Origin of the sequence: Halomonas sp. GFAJ-1, assembly GCF_000236625.2 — a bacterium.
In the GTDB taxonomy this organism is placed as follows: Bacteria; Pseudomonadota; Gammaproteobacteria; order Pseudomonadales; family Halomonadaceae; genus Vreelandella.
Window position 1 is genome coordinate 55,447 of record NZ_AHBC01000049.1, and the last position, 16,281, is coordinate 71,727.

At 55.8% G+C, this 16,281-nt stretch carries 17 protein-coding genes; 2 read left to right on the forward strand and 15 right to left on the reverse strand.

Annotated elements, in window-relative coordinates; translation table 11 throughout:
- Positions 1–87 precede the first annotated feature (87 nt).
- A complete protein-coding gene (locus MOY_RS13830) occupies positions 88–957 on the forward strand; it encodes an ATP-binding protein (RefSeq protein WP_009100854.1) in 870 nt (289 codons plus the stop codon).
- 65 nt (positions 958–1,022) lie between these two features.
- Here MOY_RS13830 and MOY_RS13835 read toward each other — a convergent pair whose 3' ends face one another.
- From MOY_RS13835 to trmJ, 15 genes are all read right to left on the reverse strand, one after another.
- Positions 1,023–1,637: a hypothetical protein gene (locus MOY_RS13835; protein ID WP_009100855.1), complete on the reverse strand. Its 615-nt coding sequence runs from the start codon at positions 1,635–1,637 to the stop codon at positions 1,023–1,025.
- A 187-nt stretch (positions 1,638–1,824) separates the two neighbouring features.
- Positions 1,825–3,228: a ribosome biogenesis GTPase Der gene (gene der, locus MOY_RS13840; protein ID WP_009100857.1), complete on the reverse strand. Its 1,404-nt coding sequence runs from the start codon at positions 3,226–3,228 to the stop codon at positions 1,825–1,827.
- Complete coding sequence (gene bamB, locus MOY_RS13845; RefSeq protein ID WP_009100859.1) at positions 3,225–4,406, reverse strand: outer membrane protein assembly factor BamB; 1,182 nt, start codon at positions 4,404–4,406, stop codon at positions 3,225–3,227. Before bamB ends, der begins: the two co-directional genes overlap by 4 nt.
- Positions 4,406–5,065 carry a YfgM family protein gene (locus tag MOY_RS13850; RefSeq protein ID WP_009100861.1) on the reverse strand — a complete coding sequence of 220 codons (660 nt, stop codon included), beginning with the start codon at positions 5,063–5,065 and terminating at the stop codon, positions 4,406–4,408. Before MOY_RS13850 ends, bamB begins: the two co-directional genes overlap by 1 nt.
- Positions 5,066–5,151: 86 nt before the next feature.
- A complete protein-coding gene (gene hisS / locus MOY_RS13855) occupies positions 5,152–6,447 on the reverse strand; it encodes a histidine--tRNA ligase (protein ID WP_009100863.1) in 1,296 nt (431 codons plus the stop codon).
- Between the two features lie 83 nt (positions 6,448–6,530).
- Positions 6,531–7,646, reverse strand: a complete 1,116-nt coding sequence (ispG, locus tag MOY_RS13860; RefSeq protein WP_009100865.1) for a flavodoxin-dependent (E)-4-hydroxy-3-methylbut-2-enyl-diphosphate synthase — start codon at positions 7,644–7,646, stop codon at positions 6,531–6,533.
- Between the two features lie 8 nt (positions 7,647–7,654).
- On the reverse strand, positions 7,655–8,590 hold the full coding sequence (locus tag MOY_RS13865) for a RodZ domain-containing protein (RefSeq protein WP_009100867.1): 936 nt from the start codon (positions 8,588–8,590) through the stop codon (positions 7,655–7,657).
- Between the two features lie 40 nt (positions 8,591–8,630).
- Positions 8,631–9,362, reverse strand: coding sequence for a type IV pilus biogenesis/stability protein PilW (gene pilW, locus MOY_RS13870; RefSeq protein WP_035540785.1), 732 nt, complete (start codon positions 9,360–9,362; stop codon positions 8,631–8,633).
- Between the two features lie 175 nt (positions 9,363–9,537).
- On the reverse strand, positions 9,538–10,722 hold the full coding sequence (gene rlmN, locus MOY_RS13875; protein WP_009100871.1) for a 23S rRNA (adenine(2503)-C(2))-methyltransferase RlmN: 1,185 nt from the start codon (positions 10,720–10,722) through the stop codon (positions 9,538–9,540).
- 84 nt (positions 10,723–10,806) lie between these two features.
- Complete coding sequence (ndk, locus tag MOY_RS13880) at positions 10,807–11,232, reverse strand: nucleoside-diphosphate kinase (protein WP_009100873.1); 426 nt, start codon at positions 11,230–11,232, stop codon at positions 10,807–10,809.
- Between the two features lie 165 nt (positions 11,233–11,397).
- Positions 11,398–11,724, reverse strand: coding sequence for a HesB/IscA family protein (locus MOY_RS13885; RefSeq protein ID WP_009100875.1), 327 nt, complete (start codon positions 11,722–11,724; stop codon positions 11,398–11,400).
- 57 nt (positions 11,725–11,781) lie between these two features.
- Positions 11,782–12,957, reverse strand: a complete 1,176-nt coding sequence (locus MOY_RS13890) for an aminotransferase class V-fold PLP-dependent enzyme (protein ID WP_009100877.1) — start codon at positions 12,955–12,957, stop codon at positions 11,782–11,784.
- 25 nt (positions 12,958–12,982) lie between these two features.
- A complete protein-coding gene (gene iscR, locus MOY_RS13895; protein ID WP_009100879.1) occupies positions 12,983–13,450 on the reverse strand; it encodes a Fe-S cluster assembly transcriptional regulator IscR in 468 nt (155 codons plus the stop codon).
- A gap of 77 nt (positions 13,451–13,527) precedes the next feature.
- Complete coding sequence (gene cysE, locus MOY_RS13900) at positions 13,528–14,406, reverse strand: serine O-acetyltransferase (RefSeq protein ID WP_009100881.1); 879 nt, start codon at positions 14,404–14,406, stop codon at positions 13,528–13,530.
- A 167-nt stretch (positions 14,407–14,573) separates the two neighbouring features.
- Entirely contained in the window at positions 14,574–15,317 is a 744-nt protein-coding gene (trmJ, locus tag MOY_RS13905) for a tRNA (cytosine(32)/uridine(32)-2'-O)-methyltransferase TrmJ (protein ID WP_009100883.1), read from the reverse strand.
- 144 nt (positions 15,318–15,461) lie between these two features.
- Between trmJ and MOY_RS13910 the strand changes: the two genes are divergently transcribed.
- Positions 15,462–16,256, forward strand: coding sequence for an inositol monophosphatase family protein (locus MOY_RS13910; protein ID WP_009100885.1), 795 nt, complete (start codon positions 15,462–15,464; stop codon positions 16,254–16,256).
- Positions 16,257–16,281 lie beyond the last annotated feature (25 nt).

Here is a 16,281-nt window from a genome sequence, read left to right on the forward strand (position 1 = left end):
TTATACGAGTAGAGATCCTTGCCGACAAGATAACTACTGTCGGTGGTAAATCAAACCTTTCTATCATAACGCACTCCGAGGACAACGATGGATGCTGAATTGAGCCAGCGCATTACGCGCCTGTTAGATCATGTCGACCACTGGCTGCCGCCTGCACCCACGCCGGTGGATTGGAACATTCATGTGGCGGCGATTTGGCAGCGCCACCCCTTGGGTGGGTGGCTGGTGCCGGTACCACCACGCGATGCGCTGACATTGGACGACCTGCTGGGTATTGAGCGGCAAAAATTGGCCCTCATTGATAACACGCGGGCGTTTCTACAAGGACACCCCGCTAATCACGCGCTGCTATGGGGTTCTAGGGGAAGCGGGAAGTCATCCATTATACGCGCGCTGCTTAATTCGCTGGCTGAGGAGGGGCTGCGGTTGATCCAAGTGGATCGTCACGACCTTTGCAGCCTTCCTCTGCTGGTAGAGCAGTTGCGCCATATGCCACAGCGCTTTGTGGTGTATTGCGATGACCTCTCTTTTGAGGGCAACGATGACGCTTATAAAGCGCTCAAAAGCGTGGTGGACGGTGCCTTAACTGGGCCGCCCGAGAACGTCTTACTCTATGCAACTTCCAACCGTCGCCATTTGCTGCCGGAATCGATGGATGACAATAGCGGCAGCCGCTTGGTTGGCGAGGAGCTGCATCATGGCGATGCGGTGGAAGAGAAAATTTCGCTCTCAGACCGGTTTGGGCTATGGCTTGGGTTTCACCCCTTCAGCCAAGCGACGTACCTTGAGGTGTGTGAGCACTGGGTTAGCCACCTTGGCAAACCCCAGGATTGGAACGATACGACAAAAGCAGAGGCCGTTCGTTTCGCGACATTGAGAGGAGGGCGTAGCGGTCGAACCGCCTGGCAATTTGCGGCCCACTGGGTAGGCCGCAAGCGGCTGCAAGAAAAGAGATAGCCTGATAATACCAGCGCCTCTTAGCTTGCCCTTTTTAAATCGTTCTCTTAAACCGCCCTAAGCCATTAGCGTTGGGGAACGAGCTGACCATCGGCCCCAACGTTTAGGCGAATGGTAGGTGTGAAGAGGCCTGATGGCAGCGTCATGCCTAAGCCGCGCAGATCCCCTGGTGTAATGGCTAGCTCGCTGCCGGCCGGTAACTCCCCCTGAGATGCTAGTTGGCTAACCAGCTCTAGCATTGGCGTCATACGCTGCGGGTCGGTTGCGAGAATGTCGAAGGCAACAGGCAGGCGTAATTTAGCATCGTCGCCGGGGGTCAGCGTGACATCCTGCTGGTATTGTCCCTTGACGGGGTCGACTCCCGGCATATCCAGCGTCCAGCGAAAGCCCGACATCTCAACCGCAGGCATGCCCGCGGGTAGGCCTAAACCCATCGCCAGCGTGGCCTGAACGGGCAAACTGCCCGTGCCTAGGCTAGAGGCTATCAAGCTGGTCAAATCGCTGGTATCGAGTCCAGCCTGAATGTTATAGGGGCCAATACGCACCTCTTCAATGCCCAGTGAGGTAACGGCTAAGCGAAAAGCAAACAAACCCGTTTGGGGTAGCGCCAGGCAGCCAGTTAAAAGGCTTGCCATGGTTAACATCGCAAATCCGCGCCAGCGGCTAACGGCCGTTATCATAAAACTCCCTCCTAGGAAGGGCTAAGAATTCAGGGTGAGGCAGTGCTGAAAAGCGCGGCTATTTGAGGGCTAGCGCGAACGTCTGTCAAGCTAATTTACGAGCGCTAACTTATAACTAAAAACGCCCGCTGAAGAATTCAGCAGGCGTTGTTTATATCAGCCTAGATGATGTCGCCGGCATTAAGGCCTAGCGGCGGCTTTTACGCGCTTCTTTGGTGCGGTTAAGCTCGCGCTTTTTAGCCTTCTCTTTATCGCTGGCGCCCGCCATATGGTCGAACGGATTGTCGCCCGTACGGAATTCAAAGCGCATAGGTGTGCCGCGTACCTTTAACACTTTACGAAAGGTGTTGGTCAGGTAGCGGCGGTAAGCCTCAGGCAGCGACGCGGTCTGGTTGCCGTGTACCACAATGATAGGCGGGTTGCTGCCGCCCTGGTGGGCCATCCGTAGTTTGATCCGCCGCCCGTTGACCATCGGCGGTGGGTGCTGGCTTACCGCATCTTGCAGCAATGTGGTCAGCCGGTTGGTTGACCAGTGTGCGTTAGCGGCGTTAAAGGCGCGTTCAATCGAAGGGTATAGATCACCCACCGCCGTACCGTGCAGAGCCGAGATAAAGTGTATCTCGGCATAGTCGGCAAAGCCTAAACGGCGTTTAATTTCCGCGCGCATCTTCTCTTTGGCGTCGCTCTCAAGGCCATCCCACTTGTTTATGGCTAGCACTAGCGCTCGGCCAGTGGTTAGCACGTAATCCAGCAGGTGCATGTCTTGTTCAACCAAACCGCTGCGTGCATCGAGTACCATCACTGCAACATGGCACTCTTTGATCGCGTCGAGGGTTTTGATGATCGAGAACTTTTCGGCGATTTCGCGCACGTTCTTACGACGCCGAATACCGGCAGTATCAATTAATACGTAAGGTTTGCCATTACGCTCGAAGGGTATTTCGATGGCATCCCGGGTGGTGCCGGCTTCATCGAACACCACCACGCGCTCTTCGCCAAGCAGGCGGTTGACTAGCGTGGATTTACCCACGTTCGGGCGGCCAATCACACCAATACGAATCCCTTTACTGCCCGTATCGGCAGGGATGCTGGCGTCGCGCTCAGGGAACGGCTCTAGTACGGTATCGATTAGCAGCGATACGTTACGCCCGTGGGCGGCAGCGATGGGCCAGGGGTCACCCAGGCCAAGCTTCCAAAAGTCAGCCATGGCCGAGTGCTCTTCCAAGCCATCGGTTTTATTCACTACCAGCCAGGTTTTTTTCTGGTTTACACGCAGGTGATTGGCAATGGCCTCGTCAGCGACGTTTAGCCCTGCCCGGGCATCAACCAAAAACAGCACGATATCGGCTTCATCAATAGCAGCTAACGACTGCTCCGCCATTGCGGCATCGATGCCTTCTTCATCACCGCTAATGCCGCCAGTATCAATGACGGTGTATGACTTGCCGCCCAACATGCCATTGCCATATTTGCGGTCACGAGTGAGGCCAGGAAAATCGGCCACGAGCGCATCACGCGAACGCGTCAGGCGGTTAAACAGCGTCGATTTACCCACGTTGGGTCGACCGACTAAAGCAATGACGGGTGTCATGGAGTTATTTCCAGGGTTTCCAGGCGACCATTATTCGCCTGAACATGAATGATGTTGCCTTCAGTCACCGGGCGTACGCTAATACCTGAACGGTGCACGCGGGTGCGGCCGACGATATCGCCTTCACGCGCATCAAGTAGATGCAGGTAACCTTCAAAATCGCCAAATACCAGGCGTCCATCCGCGAAGGCGGGCGCCGTTAGCCAGCGGTCTTCCAGGCTGTTGTTGCGCCAAATTTCTTGGCCACTGTTAGCATCCAGAGCCACCACGTGGCTGTTGTCGGTGACCACAAACAGCAGGTTGCCTACCAGGATGGGCGTGTGACGGCTAGACAGATTGCTTTCCCACAGCACACCCCCTTGGGTAGCTTCCAGAGCAACAACGCGGCCATTATAGCTGGTCACAAATAAGCGGCCGTCCGGGCTCAGCACTGGCTGGCCGGATAGGTCGACCAAGCGCTCAACTTCACTGCGCCCCCGTGGTGTGGCAATTTGCATGTCCCACAGTGGCTGACCATTACGGTTATCCAGTGTGGTTAATCGGCCATTGGCCATGCCAACAAAGGTAACCGGGTCGATGGTCATGGGTGTGCCGGTGCCGCGCAGCGTCAACGCTGGCTGCGAACTGGTATACACCCAGCGCTCTTCACCGCTAGCACGGTCTAGCGCGGTTACTTGACCATCAATGCTTTGTACTAACAGTAATTGCTGGTTAGCCTGGGGGGCGGCCAGAACTTCGCTGGCGACCCGTGAACGCCAGCGAACGCTGCCATCACGCTGGTTAAGCGCGAACACTTCACCGTTGCGGGTGCCTAGGTAGAGGTTGCCTGCCACGGCATTCAAAGCGCTTGAGATAGGCGTGTCCAGCTGGGTCTGCCACTCACGCTCACCGCTGTCCGCATTAAGCGCCATCACCAGGCCTGTAGCGTCAGCAGCAAATACCGTATCGCCTTCACGGGTGGGGGCGATGGGGTAGCGTGCGCGGCCTAGACCATCGCCTACGTTTCTACGCCACACGCTGTCCAGCGATGAGGTCTCTTCAAAACTGCGTAACTCTTTAGGCGTATAGGCGGGTTCGCCTTTGTTGGCACATCCCGCTAGTAATGCTAAGGCAACAGCGCCTAGCGCCACGCGCAGTAGCTGCTTGGAAAAAAGCGGTTTTGTCAGGCTGATCGTCATTATTGTGTCGCCTCCTCGGCGCCGAGATCGTCAAGCTTAAACTGTACGCCGTAGAGCGCTTGGTTACGGGCTTGGGCCAGCTCTAACGCAGTTTGCCAAGCGTCACGCGCTTGCTCTGTATCACCTAACGCCGCATAGGCGTCGCCCCGTATATTGGCTTGCTGGGCGGCGAGCGACTCTGTGATTGGCTCATCAAGCAGGCTAAGCGCAGCTTCAGGGTTGCCTTCAGCGACTTCGATACGCGCTAAGCGCAGCCAGGCAAGGCTTTGTACATAGCGGCGCGACGACCTGTCGGCGACGTTCTCTAGAGCGGCCTTGGCGTCTGCCAGGTTGTCTTGCTGTACGGCAAGGCGAGCGTCCAGCAGTAGCGCAAGCTCGGCATAAAGCGTATTGCCATGATCGTCGTTAATCTCGCTGATTAACGCGCGGGCGGTGGCCAGTTGATCCTCTTCTAAAGCGTTACCAGCCGTCATGTTCACAAGCTGTTGGTAACGCGCAGAGGCGGCTTCGGCCTGTCCTTCCTGGTAGTTTTGCCAGGCGTTCCAACCAAACACCCCCGCTGCTGCGAGAACGGCGCCTGCAATAAGAGAGGTTCCGTTCTCTTTCCACCAGCGCTTGATGACATCAAGCTGCTCTTCTTCGCTTCTCAGCTCCGCCACGGGCGGCCTCCTGTGCTATGGCATAGCCGCATAGGCGGCTAGCAAGTATTCATCTGCTGTTTCGGCATTGCGTCACAGCAGTAGGGTTAATGGGAAACTAGTTCGCCAAGCGTAGCCGCAAGCTCGTCGCGGGCCACGCGTTGCTGCTCGCGTGCTTCGCGCAGAAACTTAAGCGTAACGACATTTGCCGCCATCTCATCTTCGCCCAGTAGAACGGCAATGGGGGCGCTGCTTTTGTCGGCTTTTTTCATTCGGCTCTTAAAACTGCCACCCCCGCAGTGTAGCTGCAACCTGAGGGCCGGAAGCTCGCTGCGCAGCTGTTCTGCTAGGGTAAGTGCGGCCACCGTGGCGTTGTCGTCCATGGGTAAAAGATAGACATCGCAGCCGCCTAACGCAGCGTCAGGCACTAAATTGAGCGTTTCCAGCAGTAGCACAAGGCGCTCGATGCCCATGGCAAAGCCCACCGCTGGGGTAGGTTTGCCGCCTAGCTGCTCTACCAAACCATCATAACGCCCGCCTGCGCAAACGGTGCCTTGGCTGCCCAGTGCGGTAGTTGTCCACTCAAACACCGTGCGGCAGTAGTAGTCTAGGCCGCGCACAAGGCGAGGGTTGACCACGTAAGCAATATTGGCGGCATCCAGCATCGCTTTCAGCTGCTCGAAATGCTCCTTGGATTCGTTGTCAAGATGGTCCATCAGCTGCGGGGCAGCATTAAGCATCTCGGCCATTGCCGGGTTCTTCGAATCAAGAATACGCAATGGGTTGCTGGTCAGGCGGCGCTTAGAGTCTTCATCCAGCACGTCGTGGTGCTGCTCGAAATAGGCCACCAGTTTCTCGCGGTAGGCGGCGCGGGCTTCTGTGGAGCCCAACGAGTTCAGTTCTAGCGTTACGTGTTCCAAAAGGCCCAGCTCACGCCATAGGCGGGCTGAGAGTAGGATCACTTCCGCATCTATGTCGGGTCCTTCAAAGCCATAGGTTTCGACACCTACTTGGTGGAACTGGCGATAGCGGCCCTTTTGCGGACGCTCATGGCGAAACATCGGCCCCTGATACCAAAGCCGCTGGGTTTGGTTGTAGAGCAGGCCATTTTCCATGGCAGCACGCACACAGCTTGCGGTGCCTTCAGGGCGAAGCGTCAGGCTATCGCCATTGCGGTCGTCGAAGGTGTACATCTCTTTTTCGACAATATCGGTCACTTCGCCAATAGAGCGGGCGAAGAGCGCGGTTTGCTCGACAATGGGCGTGCGAATTTCATCAAAGCCATAGCGATGCATTAACTGACGAACGGTGGTTTCAAAAAATTGCCAGCGAGGACTGTCGCTGGGCAATAGGTCGTTCATTCCACGAATCGCTTGAATCTTTTTGGCGGTGGACTTACTCAATGAAAACTCCTTGTATGGGAGGCAGCCCGGGACGCACAAGTTAACTGAACAGTGCGCTCCGGGCTGGGCAGTCTGGCTCGGCGTTAAACGCTGCGAGCGATCATATCGTCTTGCTGCTGCTGTTTTTGACGTACTTTTTCGCGGATCAGCTTTTCAAGGTCATCGACAAGGTGGTCGTTACGCAGCTTGCTGGCGGGTTTGCCATCGATATAAACGAGGTTGGCAGGAGAGCCGCCGGTTAAGCCAATATCGGTCTCTTTGGCTTCGCCGGGGCCATTCACGACACAGCCGATAACGGAGACATCCAAGGGCGTCATCACGTCTTCTAAGCGCTCTTCGAGCTGATTCATGGTGCTGATAACGTCGAAGTTTTGCCGTGAGCAGCTGGGGCAGGCGATAAAGTTGATGCCTTTAGAGCGCAGCCTCAGGCTTTTGAGCATATCAAAACCGACTTTTATTTCTTCAACCGGATCTGCCGCCAGGGAAACACGAATGGTGTCGCCAATACCGTCCATCAGCAGCATGCCGAGCCCGATAGACGACTTGACGGTGCCTGCGCGCAAACCACCCGCTTCGGTAATGCCCAGGTGTAGCGGCTGCTCGATACGCGTAGCTAAGTCACGGTAGGCCGCCACAGCCATAAACACATCTGAGGCTTTAACGCTGACTTTAAAGTCAGCAAAGTCCAGGCGGTCGAGGTGGTCAATATGACGCATGGCTGATTCTACCAGCGCGGCGGGGGTAGGCTCACCGTACTTTTTCTGCAGGTCTTTTTCTAAAGAGCCTGCGTTAACACCAATGCGGATTGGAATGCCGTTATCACGGGCTGCACTGACGACTGCGCGTACCCGATCTTCCCGGCCGATATTGCCGGGGTTGATGCGCAGGCAGTCAACACCCAGTTCGGCAACGCGCAAGGCGATTTTGTAGTCGAAATGTATATCGGCCACTAACGGTACATCGACGAGCTTTTTGATCTGGCCAAAGGTTTCAGCAGCGTCCATATCAGGCACGGAAACGCGCACAATATCGGCACCGGCTTTTTCCAACTGTTGAATTTGCGCCACGGTGGCTGCGACATCAAGCGTGTTGGTATTGGTCATGCTTTGGACAGCGATAGGTGCATCGCCACCAACGGGTACCTTGCCAACATGAATTTGGCGAGAAAATCGACGTTTAATGGGAGAAGGGGCGTGCATAAGACGTGTCACTCTCCTAAGGTGAAGCGGGCAACATTATTGGCACCGGCGCGTTGAGGAAGGTCGATGGCTTCGCCTTGGTAGCGTAGCTCTACGCCCGTTGCGTTGCCGATCGTTAACCGAAATGGAGGCTCCCCTTCTACACTGGCGGTAGTGCCGGGCGTCTGGAGGCCGACAAACACCCGCTGGTTGCTGGCATCAAAAATCTCAGTCCAAGACTGTTCGTTAAATGTCAGCTCCAGGGTGTTGGGCGCGGCGGCAGGGGGAGCGGCTTCTGCTGTAGGCTCCTCTTCGCTGGCATCGCTCGCGGGTGTGCTACTACCCGCAACCACCATGGCGGCTGCTTGTGTGGCTTCATCCGTCACCTCTGCCATGGGCGCGGGTGATGTCTCAGCCTCTTCTTCCGTTAGTTGCGGTGCTGAGGCTACTGCCGGCTCACTGGTTGGGGTTGGCTCGCGCTCAGCGGTAGCATTAAGCGCTTCTTCTTCCTCTACCGATGGGGAAGCGCCCATGCTGGGTGGCTCACTGCCCCCACGGCTTTGCCACCACATTACGGTAACGGCAATTAAACCAACGATTACTAGCAACGTGACAAGCTTAAATAGCCAGGCGCCCACTTTGGAAGGGGGGCGGCTAACGGAAACGGGAGCAACTTTGCGTTCCGTATCGATGCTGCCATTTTGCACTTGATAAGCATCGAGCACTAAGCGGTCGTCCATGCCTAAATACCGGGCATAAGCGCGTAGGTAGCCTCGTCGATAGGCGGTGACCGGAATCTCAGCGTAGTTGTCTTGTTCCAGCCCTTCCACCACAGCAGGGCGCAGGTTGAGGGCGCGTGCAGCATCAATTAGGGGAACGCCAAGCGCTTCGCGTTGGCGTAATAGAAGCTCACCAGGGGAGCTGGTGTCAGCGGTAACGCTATCGTGTAACTGTGTGTCGCTCATGGCTGAGCATCCTTCAATAAATAGGTGATCAGGGCATCAGTTAATTGGTATTCAACATGCGCTGGTAATCGGCAGCCGCGGCGTGGTCGCCTCGGGCATGGGCGAGGTCAATCGCCATTTCCAGTGCTGCTGGGTCTGGTCCGGCTAGCTGCAAATAGCTCTGCAGTGGCGCCCAGGCTTGCTCATAATTACCCTGAGAAACTTCAAGTTCGGCTAACATGAAATACCCACGCGGGTTGCGTGGGTCGATACTTTGCGCCCGCTGAAAGCCTTCGCGGGCGCTATCAAATTCTTCCAGCGCCACATAGCACTGCCCTAAGTTAGTAAATAACTGGGCTCGGTTGGCGTACTGGGCATCTTGCGATGCAATTTCTAACTGTTCACAAGCCGCTGCAAACTGTGCCCGTTGATAGAGAAATGCGGCGTAGTTGTTGCGCGCTCGGGTAAACGAGGGTGCTGCATTAACGGCTTGCTCAAAGTAGCGATTAGCAAGTTCGTTCTCTCCTTGCTGCTGATAGACCAGCGCAAGGGCCTGAAGTGCCTCAGCGTGACGAGGATTAATTTCCAGCGCACGATCAAGAGCGCTCAACGCGCGGGGAAGGTTATCGCGCTCTAAGTAAGCGACCCCTAGCTGGGTATAGGCTTCAGCTGCATTTTGGCCGCCTTCGACCGGGGCGTTGCTTGGCGTAGCGCAACCGGTTAGCAGCATGCTGCTGATAAGCACACACAGCATAGATGCCCTAGATGGGAAGCGCCTGCAAAGACCGGTCATGTACACCCTCTTGATGGTTGCCTTTACTAAATGCCGCTGAAAACGGTTGATTCTAAATGACGTGTCTTTAAATGCCGTAAATCTTAAAACGGTACTGTTGGCGGTCAAGCCCCTGCCGCCAACAAAACGAATCCATCAAAGCGCTGTGTTCAATGGAAGTCAAGGTCACCAGCGTCTAGTCCGCATCTAACTGCACGGATTGAATGTAGCGTGCGCTGCGCTTGGTGCGATCTTTGACGCGTCCGACGAGCTGGCCGCAAGCCGCATCAATGTCTTCACCTCGCGTAACGCGAACAGTGGCGTTGTAACCTTGATCATAGAGCCACTGCTGAAAGCGCATGACTTGGTTGCGCGACGGTGTTTCGTAGCCGGAATTAGGGAACGGATTAAACGGTATGAGATTGATTTTGCAGGGCAGCTCTTTCAGCAGTGCAGCAAGCTGCTCGGCATGCTCCTGCTGGTCGTTAATGTCACGGATCAGCGTATATTCGATTGTGACCTGGCGGTTGTCAGGACATTTCGATAGGTACCGGTGGCAGGCATCCAGAAGTGCACGAATGTTGTACTTGCGATTAATCGGTACGAGTTCGTTACGCAGTTCATCGGTGGACGCATGCAGCGAAATAGCCAGGCTGACGTCCATCTCATCACCCAGCTTATCGATCATCGGTACAACGCCGGAGGTTGATAGCGTTACCCGGCGTTTGGAAAGCCCATAGCCGTTATCGTCCAGCATTAGCTTCATTGCGGGTACCACATTGTCAAAGTTGAGCAGTGGTTCACCCATGCCCATCATGACGACGTTAGTAACTGGACGATTGGCAGTGTCGCGGCGTGGCCCGACGCTGCGCTGGGCAACCCATACCTGGCCAATAATCTCAGCCGCGGTCAGGTTGCGCTGGAAGCCTTGCTTGCCGGTGGAGCAGAAGCTGCAGTCCAGCGAGCAGCCCACCTGGGAAGAGACACACAGTGTGCGCCGCTTACCGTTTTCAGCGGGGATCAGCACTGTTTCAACGTAGCTGCCATCTTCCACCTCTAGCACCCACTTGCGCGTGCCATCGCTTGAGGTGCCTTCGTAGACAACCGACGGGCCACGAATCTCAGCCACCTTCGCTAATTTTTCCCGTAGCGGCTTTGATAAGTTAGTCATCGCTGCGAAGTCATCGCTGCCTTCCTGGTGTATCCACTTCATCACCTGGGCGGCGCGGAACTTCTTTTCGCCAATGGACAAAAAGAAGGCTTCCATCTGCTCGCGGGACATGCCGAGCAGGTTCTGGCGCTCTATCGCGGGATTAGCGGTAGGCGCACGTTCAGTTGTGGAGTGGGGGGCAGGCGTATGTTGAGCTACGGTGGTGGTCATGGCGGTCAGCGTTCATAAAGAGGCGGGGGCGAGGCCCCCGCAAAAATGGCCGGCAACGGGTGTTGAAACGGCGGCGCGAAGTGCTTAGCGCGGGCAGATTTCGTCGTTACCGAAGAAGTAGCTAATTTCACGCTCAGCACTTTCCGCAGAATCAGAACCGTGGACAGCGTTAGCGTCGATAGTTTCCGCAAAGTCAGCGCGGATAGTGCCAGGAGCCGCTTCTTTCGGGTTGGTAGCGCCCATCAGTTCACGGTTTTTAGCGATAGCGCCTTCGCCTTCCAGCACTTGAACAACGACCGGGCCAGAGGTCATGAAACCTACTAGGTCTTTAAAGAAAGGACGCTCTTTGTGCTCGGCGTAGAAACCGCCCGCTTTCTCTTCAGAAAGGTGGGTCATTTTAGCGGCAACGACGTTCAGGCCAGCTTTTTCAAAGCGAGCAATGATGTCACCAATCGCGTTTTTAGCGACGGCATCGGGCTTGATAATCGAAAGAGTGCGTTCAGTAGCCATGCAGAGTTCTCCTTAATTGAGATAAGCAAAATTGCCGCCCCGGAAAGCCGAGGCGGCGCAGGAAAAGTGATTCGGTACGCGTGCAAAGGTATCACTGGGTACCGAGTGGCCGCGATTATAGCGTTTCCCGGAGGGGATGAATACCGGTGATATTGCCCGGAGAGCTTAAACAGTAAAGCTTTCGCCACAACCGCACTGATCTTTAACGTTAGGATTATTGAAGCGGAAAAAGCGGTTAAGCCCTTCGCTCACATAATCCACTTCGCTGCCATCCAGCATTTCTAGCGCATCAGGTGCAACATAGACGCTGGCGCCATGCTCCTCAAAGCGCACTTCGTCGGCGGTGGTCTCATCGGCAAAGTCGAGCACGTAGCTATAGCCGGAACAGCCGCTGGGTTTAACAGATACACGCAGGCCGAGCCCTTGGCCGCGTTCGTCTAGTACGTGACGAATCTGCTGGGCGGCTGCGGGGGTAATGTTGAGAGTTGCCATTTGGGCGTCCTCCTTGAAGAAGTCTTAAGTAGAGAGCCAGGAGAGAGCATTGGCTATTTAACGCGCTGTGGCGCGTAGTCCGCTCACCGCATGACGAATAAGGCTTAACGCATGGTCAATATCTGCGCTGTGGGTAAAGCGGCCAAAACTAAACCGCAGCGATGAAAGGGCAAGTGAGCGGGGTGTGCCAATACCTAGCAGCACATACGAGGGGTCAACGCTTGCAGAGTTGCAGGCTGAGCCGGTGGATACGGCGACATCGCGTAGCGCCATCAGAAGGGCTTCACCATCAACCCCTTTAAACGCAAGGTTCAAAATATTGGGCACCGCGTGCTTCAGCGGGGAGTTGGCGACAATGCCGTCAATGCCTTCCAAGCCGGTTAAAAACCGCTCGCGAAGTTGTGCGACGTGTGCTTGGTCGGCTTGATGCTCGCGCTGTATGAGCGCAAAGGCTTCCCCCATTCCGGCGATTTGGTGGGTCGGAAGGGTGCCCGAGCGCATGCCCCGCTCGTGCCCGCCGCCATGGATCAACGCTTCAACACGAATATCTGGGTGGCGTTTAACGTAGAGCGCGCCGACCCCCTTGGGGCCATAGGCTTTGTGGCCAGAAAGCGACATCAAATCGATGCTCTGCGCCACCACATCAAGGGGAACCCTACCCACCGCTTGAGCTGCGTCAGTATGAAACGCGGCACCAAATTCGTGGGCAACCGCGGACAGTGCGGCAGTATCGTTAATGCTGCCCAGTTCGTTATTGACCGCCATCAGCGACACCAGTGCGGTGTCATCACGCATCGCGCTGCGAAGCTGCTCGGGCGTTATGCAGCCGTCGCGCCCTGGTGTTAGCCAAGTGACCTCAAACCCTTCGTTTTCAAGCGCCTTAGCCGTATCGACAATCGCTTTATGCTCGATGAGGGAGGTTACCAAGTGCATGCCGCGTTCACGGTTAGCACGCATAAAACCAATCAGCGCTAAGTTGTCGGCTTCGGTGGCGCCACTGGTCCAGACAATTTCACGCGGGTCAGCGCCAATAGTATCTGCCACTTGGCGCCGTGCCTGCTCAACGACTTGTTCAGCCTGCCAGCCGAGCATATGACTACGCGAGGCGGGGTTGGCAAACAGCTGATCAACCGTCAGGTAGCGCTGCATGACCTCGGCCACCCGAGCATCAACCGGCGTCGTGGCGGCGTAGTCTAAGTAAATCGGCAGCGAAGGTGAGGTAGTCGTGGTCATGGGTTCCAGCGTGCAGGTTGGGCCTTCAGGGGGATGAGGCAAGAATGCCAGCATCTACGCGATGTTGTTGCCGGGAAGCAATACGTATTACATCGGGGCGCTGCATCAACTGGGCAAGGGTAATGTCGTCAAAAAAGCTGCGAATTTGCCCAGAAAGCTCACACCACAGAAAGTGGGTTAAGCAGGTATCGCCCTGTTGGCAGTCGGATAGTCCTTGACAACGTGTGGCATCAACGGTTTCGTTCACGGCGTCGATAACTTGCGAGACGCTGATCTCTTCAGCGGGCATGGCCAGTAAATATCCGCCGCCAGGCCCGCGTACGCTGGTAACCAGCCCTGCACGTCGTAAGCGGGCAAATAGCTGCTCCAAATAAGAGAGGGAAATCTCTTGGCGTTGCGAAATATCGCTCAGGCTAGTGGGCCCGTGCTGCACATTAAGTGCCAAATCAAGCATGGCAGTGACAGCGTAACGGCCTTTTGTGGTCAAGCGCATGACAGGAACCTCGACGCTGAGCCATCAGCGTGCTCACGGCAAATGTACAGCCATTATGGAAATCCTGAGTGCTTTGGTCAACTATTGCGCGTGGTCGACGTATCAGAAGATGAATGGGGGGCTGTGTCGTTGGGCTGATTGCGCTGATGTCTGCCTAGCCCTGGGCAGCCGGTATCGTTTTCGTCGAGAATGTCGGCAAAATCTTCATCCCGCAGTTCAGGTAGCTGGCCATCCCGGTAGCTTGCATCCAATTTGCGCAGTGTGGAGCACATGCGCTCAATGCGCTCATCCACGGCATGCATGTGGTCCAGCATCGCCTGCATGGAGCGGGCAACGGGGTCGGGCATGTCCTGACTAACGCCGTAAGCATCGAAGCCAAACTTTTGGCAAATAGCTTCTCGGCGAGCAGGGTCCACATCCAGTGCTTCCTCTACATCCGGGTCAGCACGCTTAACAATTTTGCCAGGAATACCTACCACGGTTGCACCCGGAGGTACTTCTTTTGTTACCACAGCGTTTGAGCCAATTTTAGCCCCCGCACCGACGGTGAACGGGCCAAGAATTTTGGCACCCGCGCCGACAATCACGCCATCTTCCAGGGTTGGGTGGCGCTTGCCCTTATTCCAGCTGGTGCCGCCTAAAGTGACCCCTTGGTAAAGCGTTACGTTATCGCCTACTAACGCTGTTTCACCAATCACCACGCCCATGCCGTGGTCGATAAAAAAGCGCCGGCCAATGGTAGCGCCTGGGTGAATTTCTATACCCGTAAGCCAGCGGGAAAACGTCGAGATTGTGCGGGCTAGCCACTTGAGGTTTTTGTTCCATAGCCAGTGGCCGCAGCGGTGCAGCAGCAGCGCATGCAGGCCAGGATAGTTGGTTAACACTTCCAAAAAATTACGGGCCGCAGGATCGCGGTCGAATACGCTATTAATGTCTTCACGCAGGCGTTGAAACATGGGTGATCCTTGGGCGTTAAGGGCGGCAGCGTCGCATCAGTGGGTTAACCGTCATAAGTTAACAGCAATAAAAAAGCGTAATGGAATAACGTTAGCAGGAAGGCGATGTTGGGGCGCGAAGCCACGACTTCAAGTTTAGGTCATTCTGGTTAGTTCAGCGGCTATCACTATGGCTGCTGCCGATCTGCTGCTTTTTCGGTGGCTGATAGAATGCCGCGCAAAATATTCATTTCCATTTTTTCTGGACGGGCGCGTAAGTATAAGCGGCGCAATCTTGCCATTAACTGGCGCGGCTGAGCCGGGTCGTGAAACTCAATCGCAATGAGGGTGCGCTCTAAATGCTCGAAGTAACGCTCCAGTTCTGCGTGAGTCGCCAGCTCGTCCTCATTATCGCTGACTGGCTCTGGTGTCGCTTGGCTTAACCACGCCATGCGGCATTCGTAGGCTAATACCTGAACGGCTGCTGCTAAGTTGAGCGAACTGAAATCAGCGTTGGTGGGGATATGCACATGGGCATGACAGCGCTGTAGCTCGGCGTTGGTTAAGCCGCTGTCTTCACGGCCAAATACCAGCGCGACGTGGGCGCCTTCCTGGTGGCATTCGCTCGGTAGGCGCTCGGCCAGCTCGCGGGGTGAAATCATTGGCCAGGGGAGGGTGCGCGAGCGCGCGCTGGCGCCTACGGCCAAGGTGCAGTCAGCAACAGCATCCTCAAGAGTGGCGTGAATCACCGCTTGATGAAGCAGGTGGTCAGCGCCAGAGGCCCGGGAGATGCTGTCCTGGGTGATCACCTCGCAGCGAGGAGCTACCAAGACAAGGTCGGCCAAGCCCATGTTGTGCATAGCGCGTGCTACGCCGCCAATATTGCCGGGATGGCTGGTGCCGATAAGAACAATACGAATGCGCTCAAGCATAATAGGCTCGGTAATCAAATGCGGAAACCGCGCAGTTTAGCATGAGTCGATGGCATGCCCGAGGGGGCTCTGCTAGAATTGCGCGCCAAAGGTAGCCCTGCGACTACCCACTGTTCTTTAACATCACTGTGACAAGGCCCGATCATGAATCCGATGGTCCAATTTACGCTGCGCGCTGCGCGTGGCGCTGTTGAACACTTTTTACGCGTCCGTGAGCGGATTGAAAATGCTCATGAAGAATTTAATCTCGACCGGTTGCTAGAAGACACTGCGCGTAAGGCAGAAGCGACCATCGTTCAGCAGTTGGAGCGTGGCTACCCCCACCACGGTGTTACCGGCCGCTATACGCCGTATAAAGCCGGTGAAGGGGAGGGCGCGGATACTGTCTGGAAGATTGAACCTATGCATGGCTACACAAATTTAGCGGTAGCTGGCAAGGGCTTTGCACTCTCAGTGGTGTGTCTTGTGAAAGGCCGCCCCGAGCACGCGGTGATTCTCTCGCCGTTTGGTGATGACGAGTATATCGCCAGCCGTGGCCGTGGCGCGCAGTATAACGACAAGCGTATGCGCGTTAGCAAGCCAACGGCGATCGCCGGTACGCGGATGGCGATGAGTCTACCCGAAGCTTGGCTACGTCCTAGCCACTTGCCTGCTTACTTAACCATTGCTCAGCAGCTTGCCCCCCAGGTTGAAACCTTGCTGGCCACCGGCAGTGGTTTGCTTGATATCTGTGAATTGGCGACTGGCCGCGTAGACAGCGTTTTTGTCTTGGGCCTTGAAGAGCAGGATATGCAGGTGGGGTCACTGCTGCTTAAAGAAGCGGGTGCGTTAATGGGCACACCAGATGGCAAACCGACCGTAAGTCCCGAGAGTCAGCTGATGGCTGCTGGCCCGCGCCTTTATAAAGCGCTGATCAAACAGCTGGCGCCGCACTTTTAGGTCAAGTCGAATACTTAATGAGCAC

Bases quoted from the DNA above. Each gene is read 5' to 3' on its own strand.
- MOY_RS13830 (WP_009100854.1), top strand. From the start codon at position 88: ATGGATGCTGAATTGAGCCAGCGCATTACGCGCCTGTTAGATCATGTC.
- MOY_RS13835 (WP_009100855.1), bottom strand. From the start codon at position 1,637: ATGATAACGGCCGTTAGCCGCTGGCGCGGATTTGCGATGTTAACCATG.
- der (WP_009100857.1), bottom strand. From the start codon at position 3,228: ATGACACCCGTCATTGCTTTAGTCGGTCGACCCAACGTGGGTAAATCG.
- bamB (WP_009100859.1), bottom strand. From the start codon at position 4,406: ATGACGATCAGCCTGACAAAACCGCTTTTTTCCAAGCAGCTACTGCGC.
- ispG (WP_009100865.1), bottom strand. From the start codon at position 7,646: ATGCACGCCCCTTCTCCCATTAAACGTCGATTTTCTCGCCAAATTCAT.
- MOY_RS13865 (WP_009100867.1), bottom strand. From the start codon at position 8,590: ATGAGCGACACACAGTTACACGATAGCGTTACCGCTGACACCAGCTCC.
- pilW (WP_035540785.1), bottom strand. From the start codon at position 9,362: ATGACCGGTCTTTGCAGGCGCTTCCCATCTAGGGCATCTATGCTGTGT.
- rlmN (WP_009100871.1), bottom strand. From the start codon at position 10,722: ATGACCACCACCGTAGCTCAACATACGCCTGCCCCCCACTCCACAACT.
- ndk (WP_009100873.1), bottom strand. From the start codon at position 11,232: ATGGCTACTGAACGCACTCTTTCGATTATCAAGCCCGATGCCGTCGCT.
- MOY_RS13885 (WP_009100875.1), bottom strand. From the start codon at position 11,724: ATGGCAACTCTCAACATTACCCCCGCAGCCGCCCAGCAGATTCGTCAC.
- MOY_RS13890 (WP_009100877.1), bottom strand. From the start codon at position 12,957: ATGACCACGACTACCTCACCTTCGCTGCCGATTTACTTAGACTACGCC.
- iscR (WP_009100879.1), bottom strand. From the start codon at position 13,450: ATGCGCTTGACCACAAAAGGCCGTTACGCTGTCACTGCCATGCTTGAT.
- cysE (WP_009100881.1), bottom strand. From the start codon at position 14,406: ATGTTTCAACGCCTGCGTGAAGACATTAATAGCGTATTCGACCGCGAT.
- trmJ (WP_009100883.1), bottom strand. From the start codon at position 15,317: ATGCTTGAGCGCATTCGTATTGTTCTTATCGGCACCAGCCATCCCGGC.
- MOY_RS13910 (WP_009100885.1), top strand. From the start codon at position 15,462: ATGAATCCGATGGTCCAATTTACGCTGCGCGCTGCGCGTGGCGCTGTT.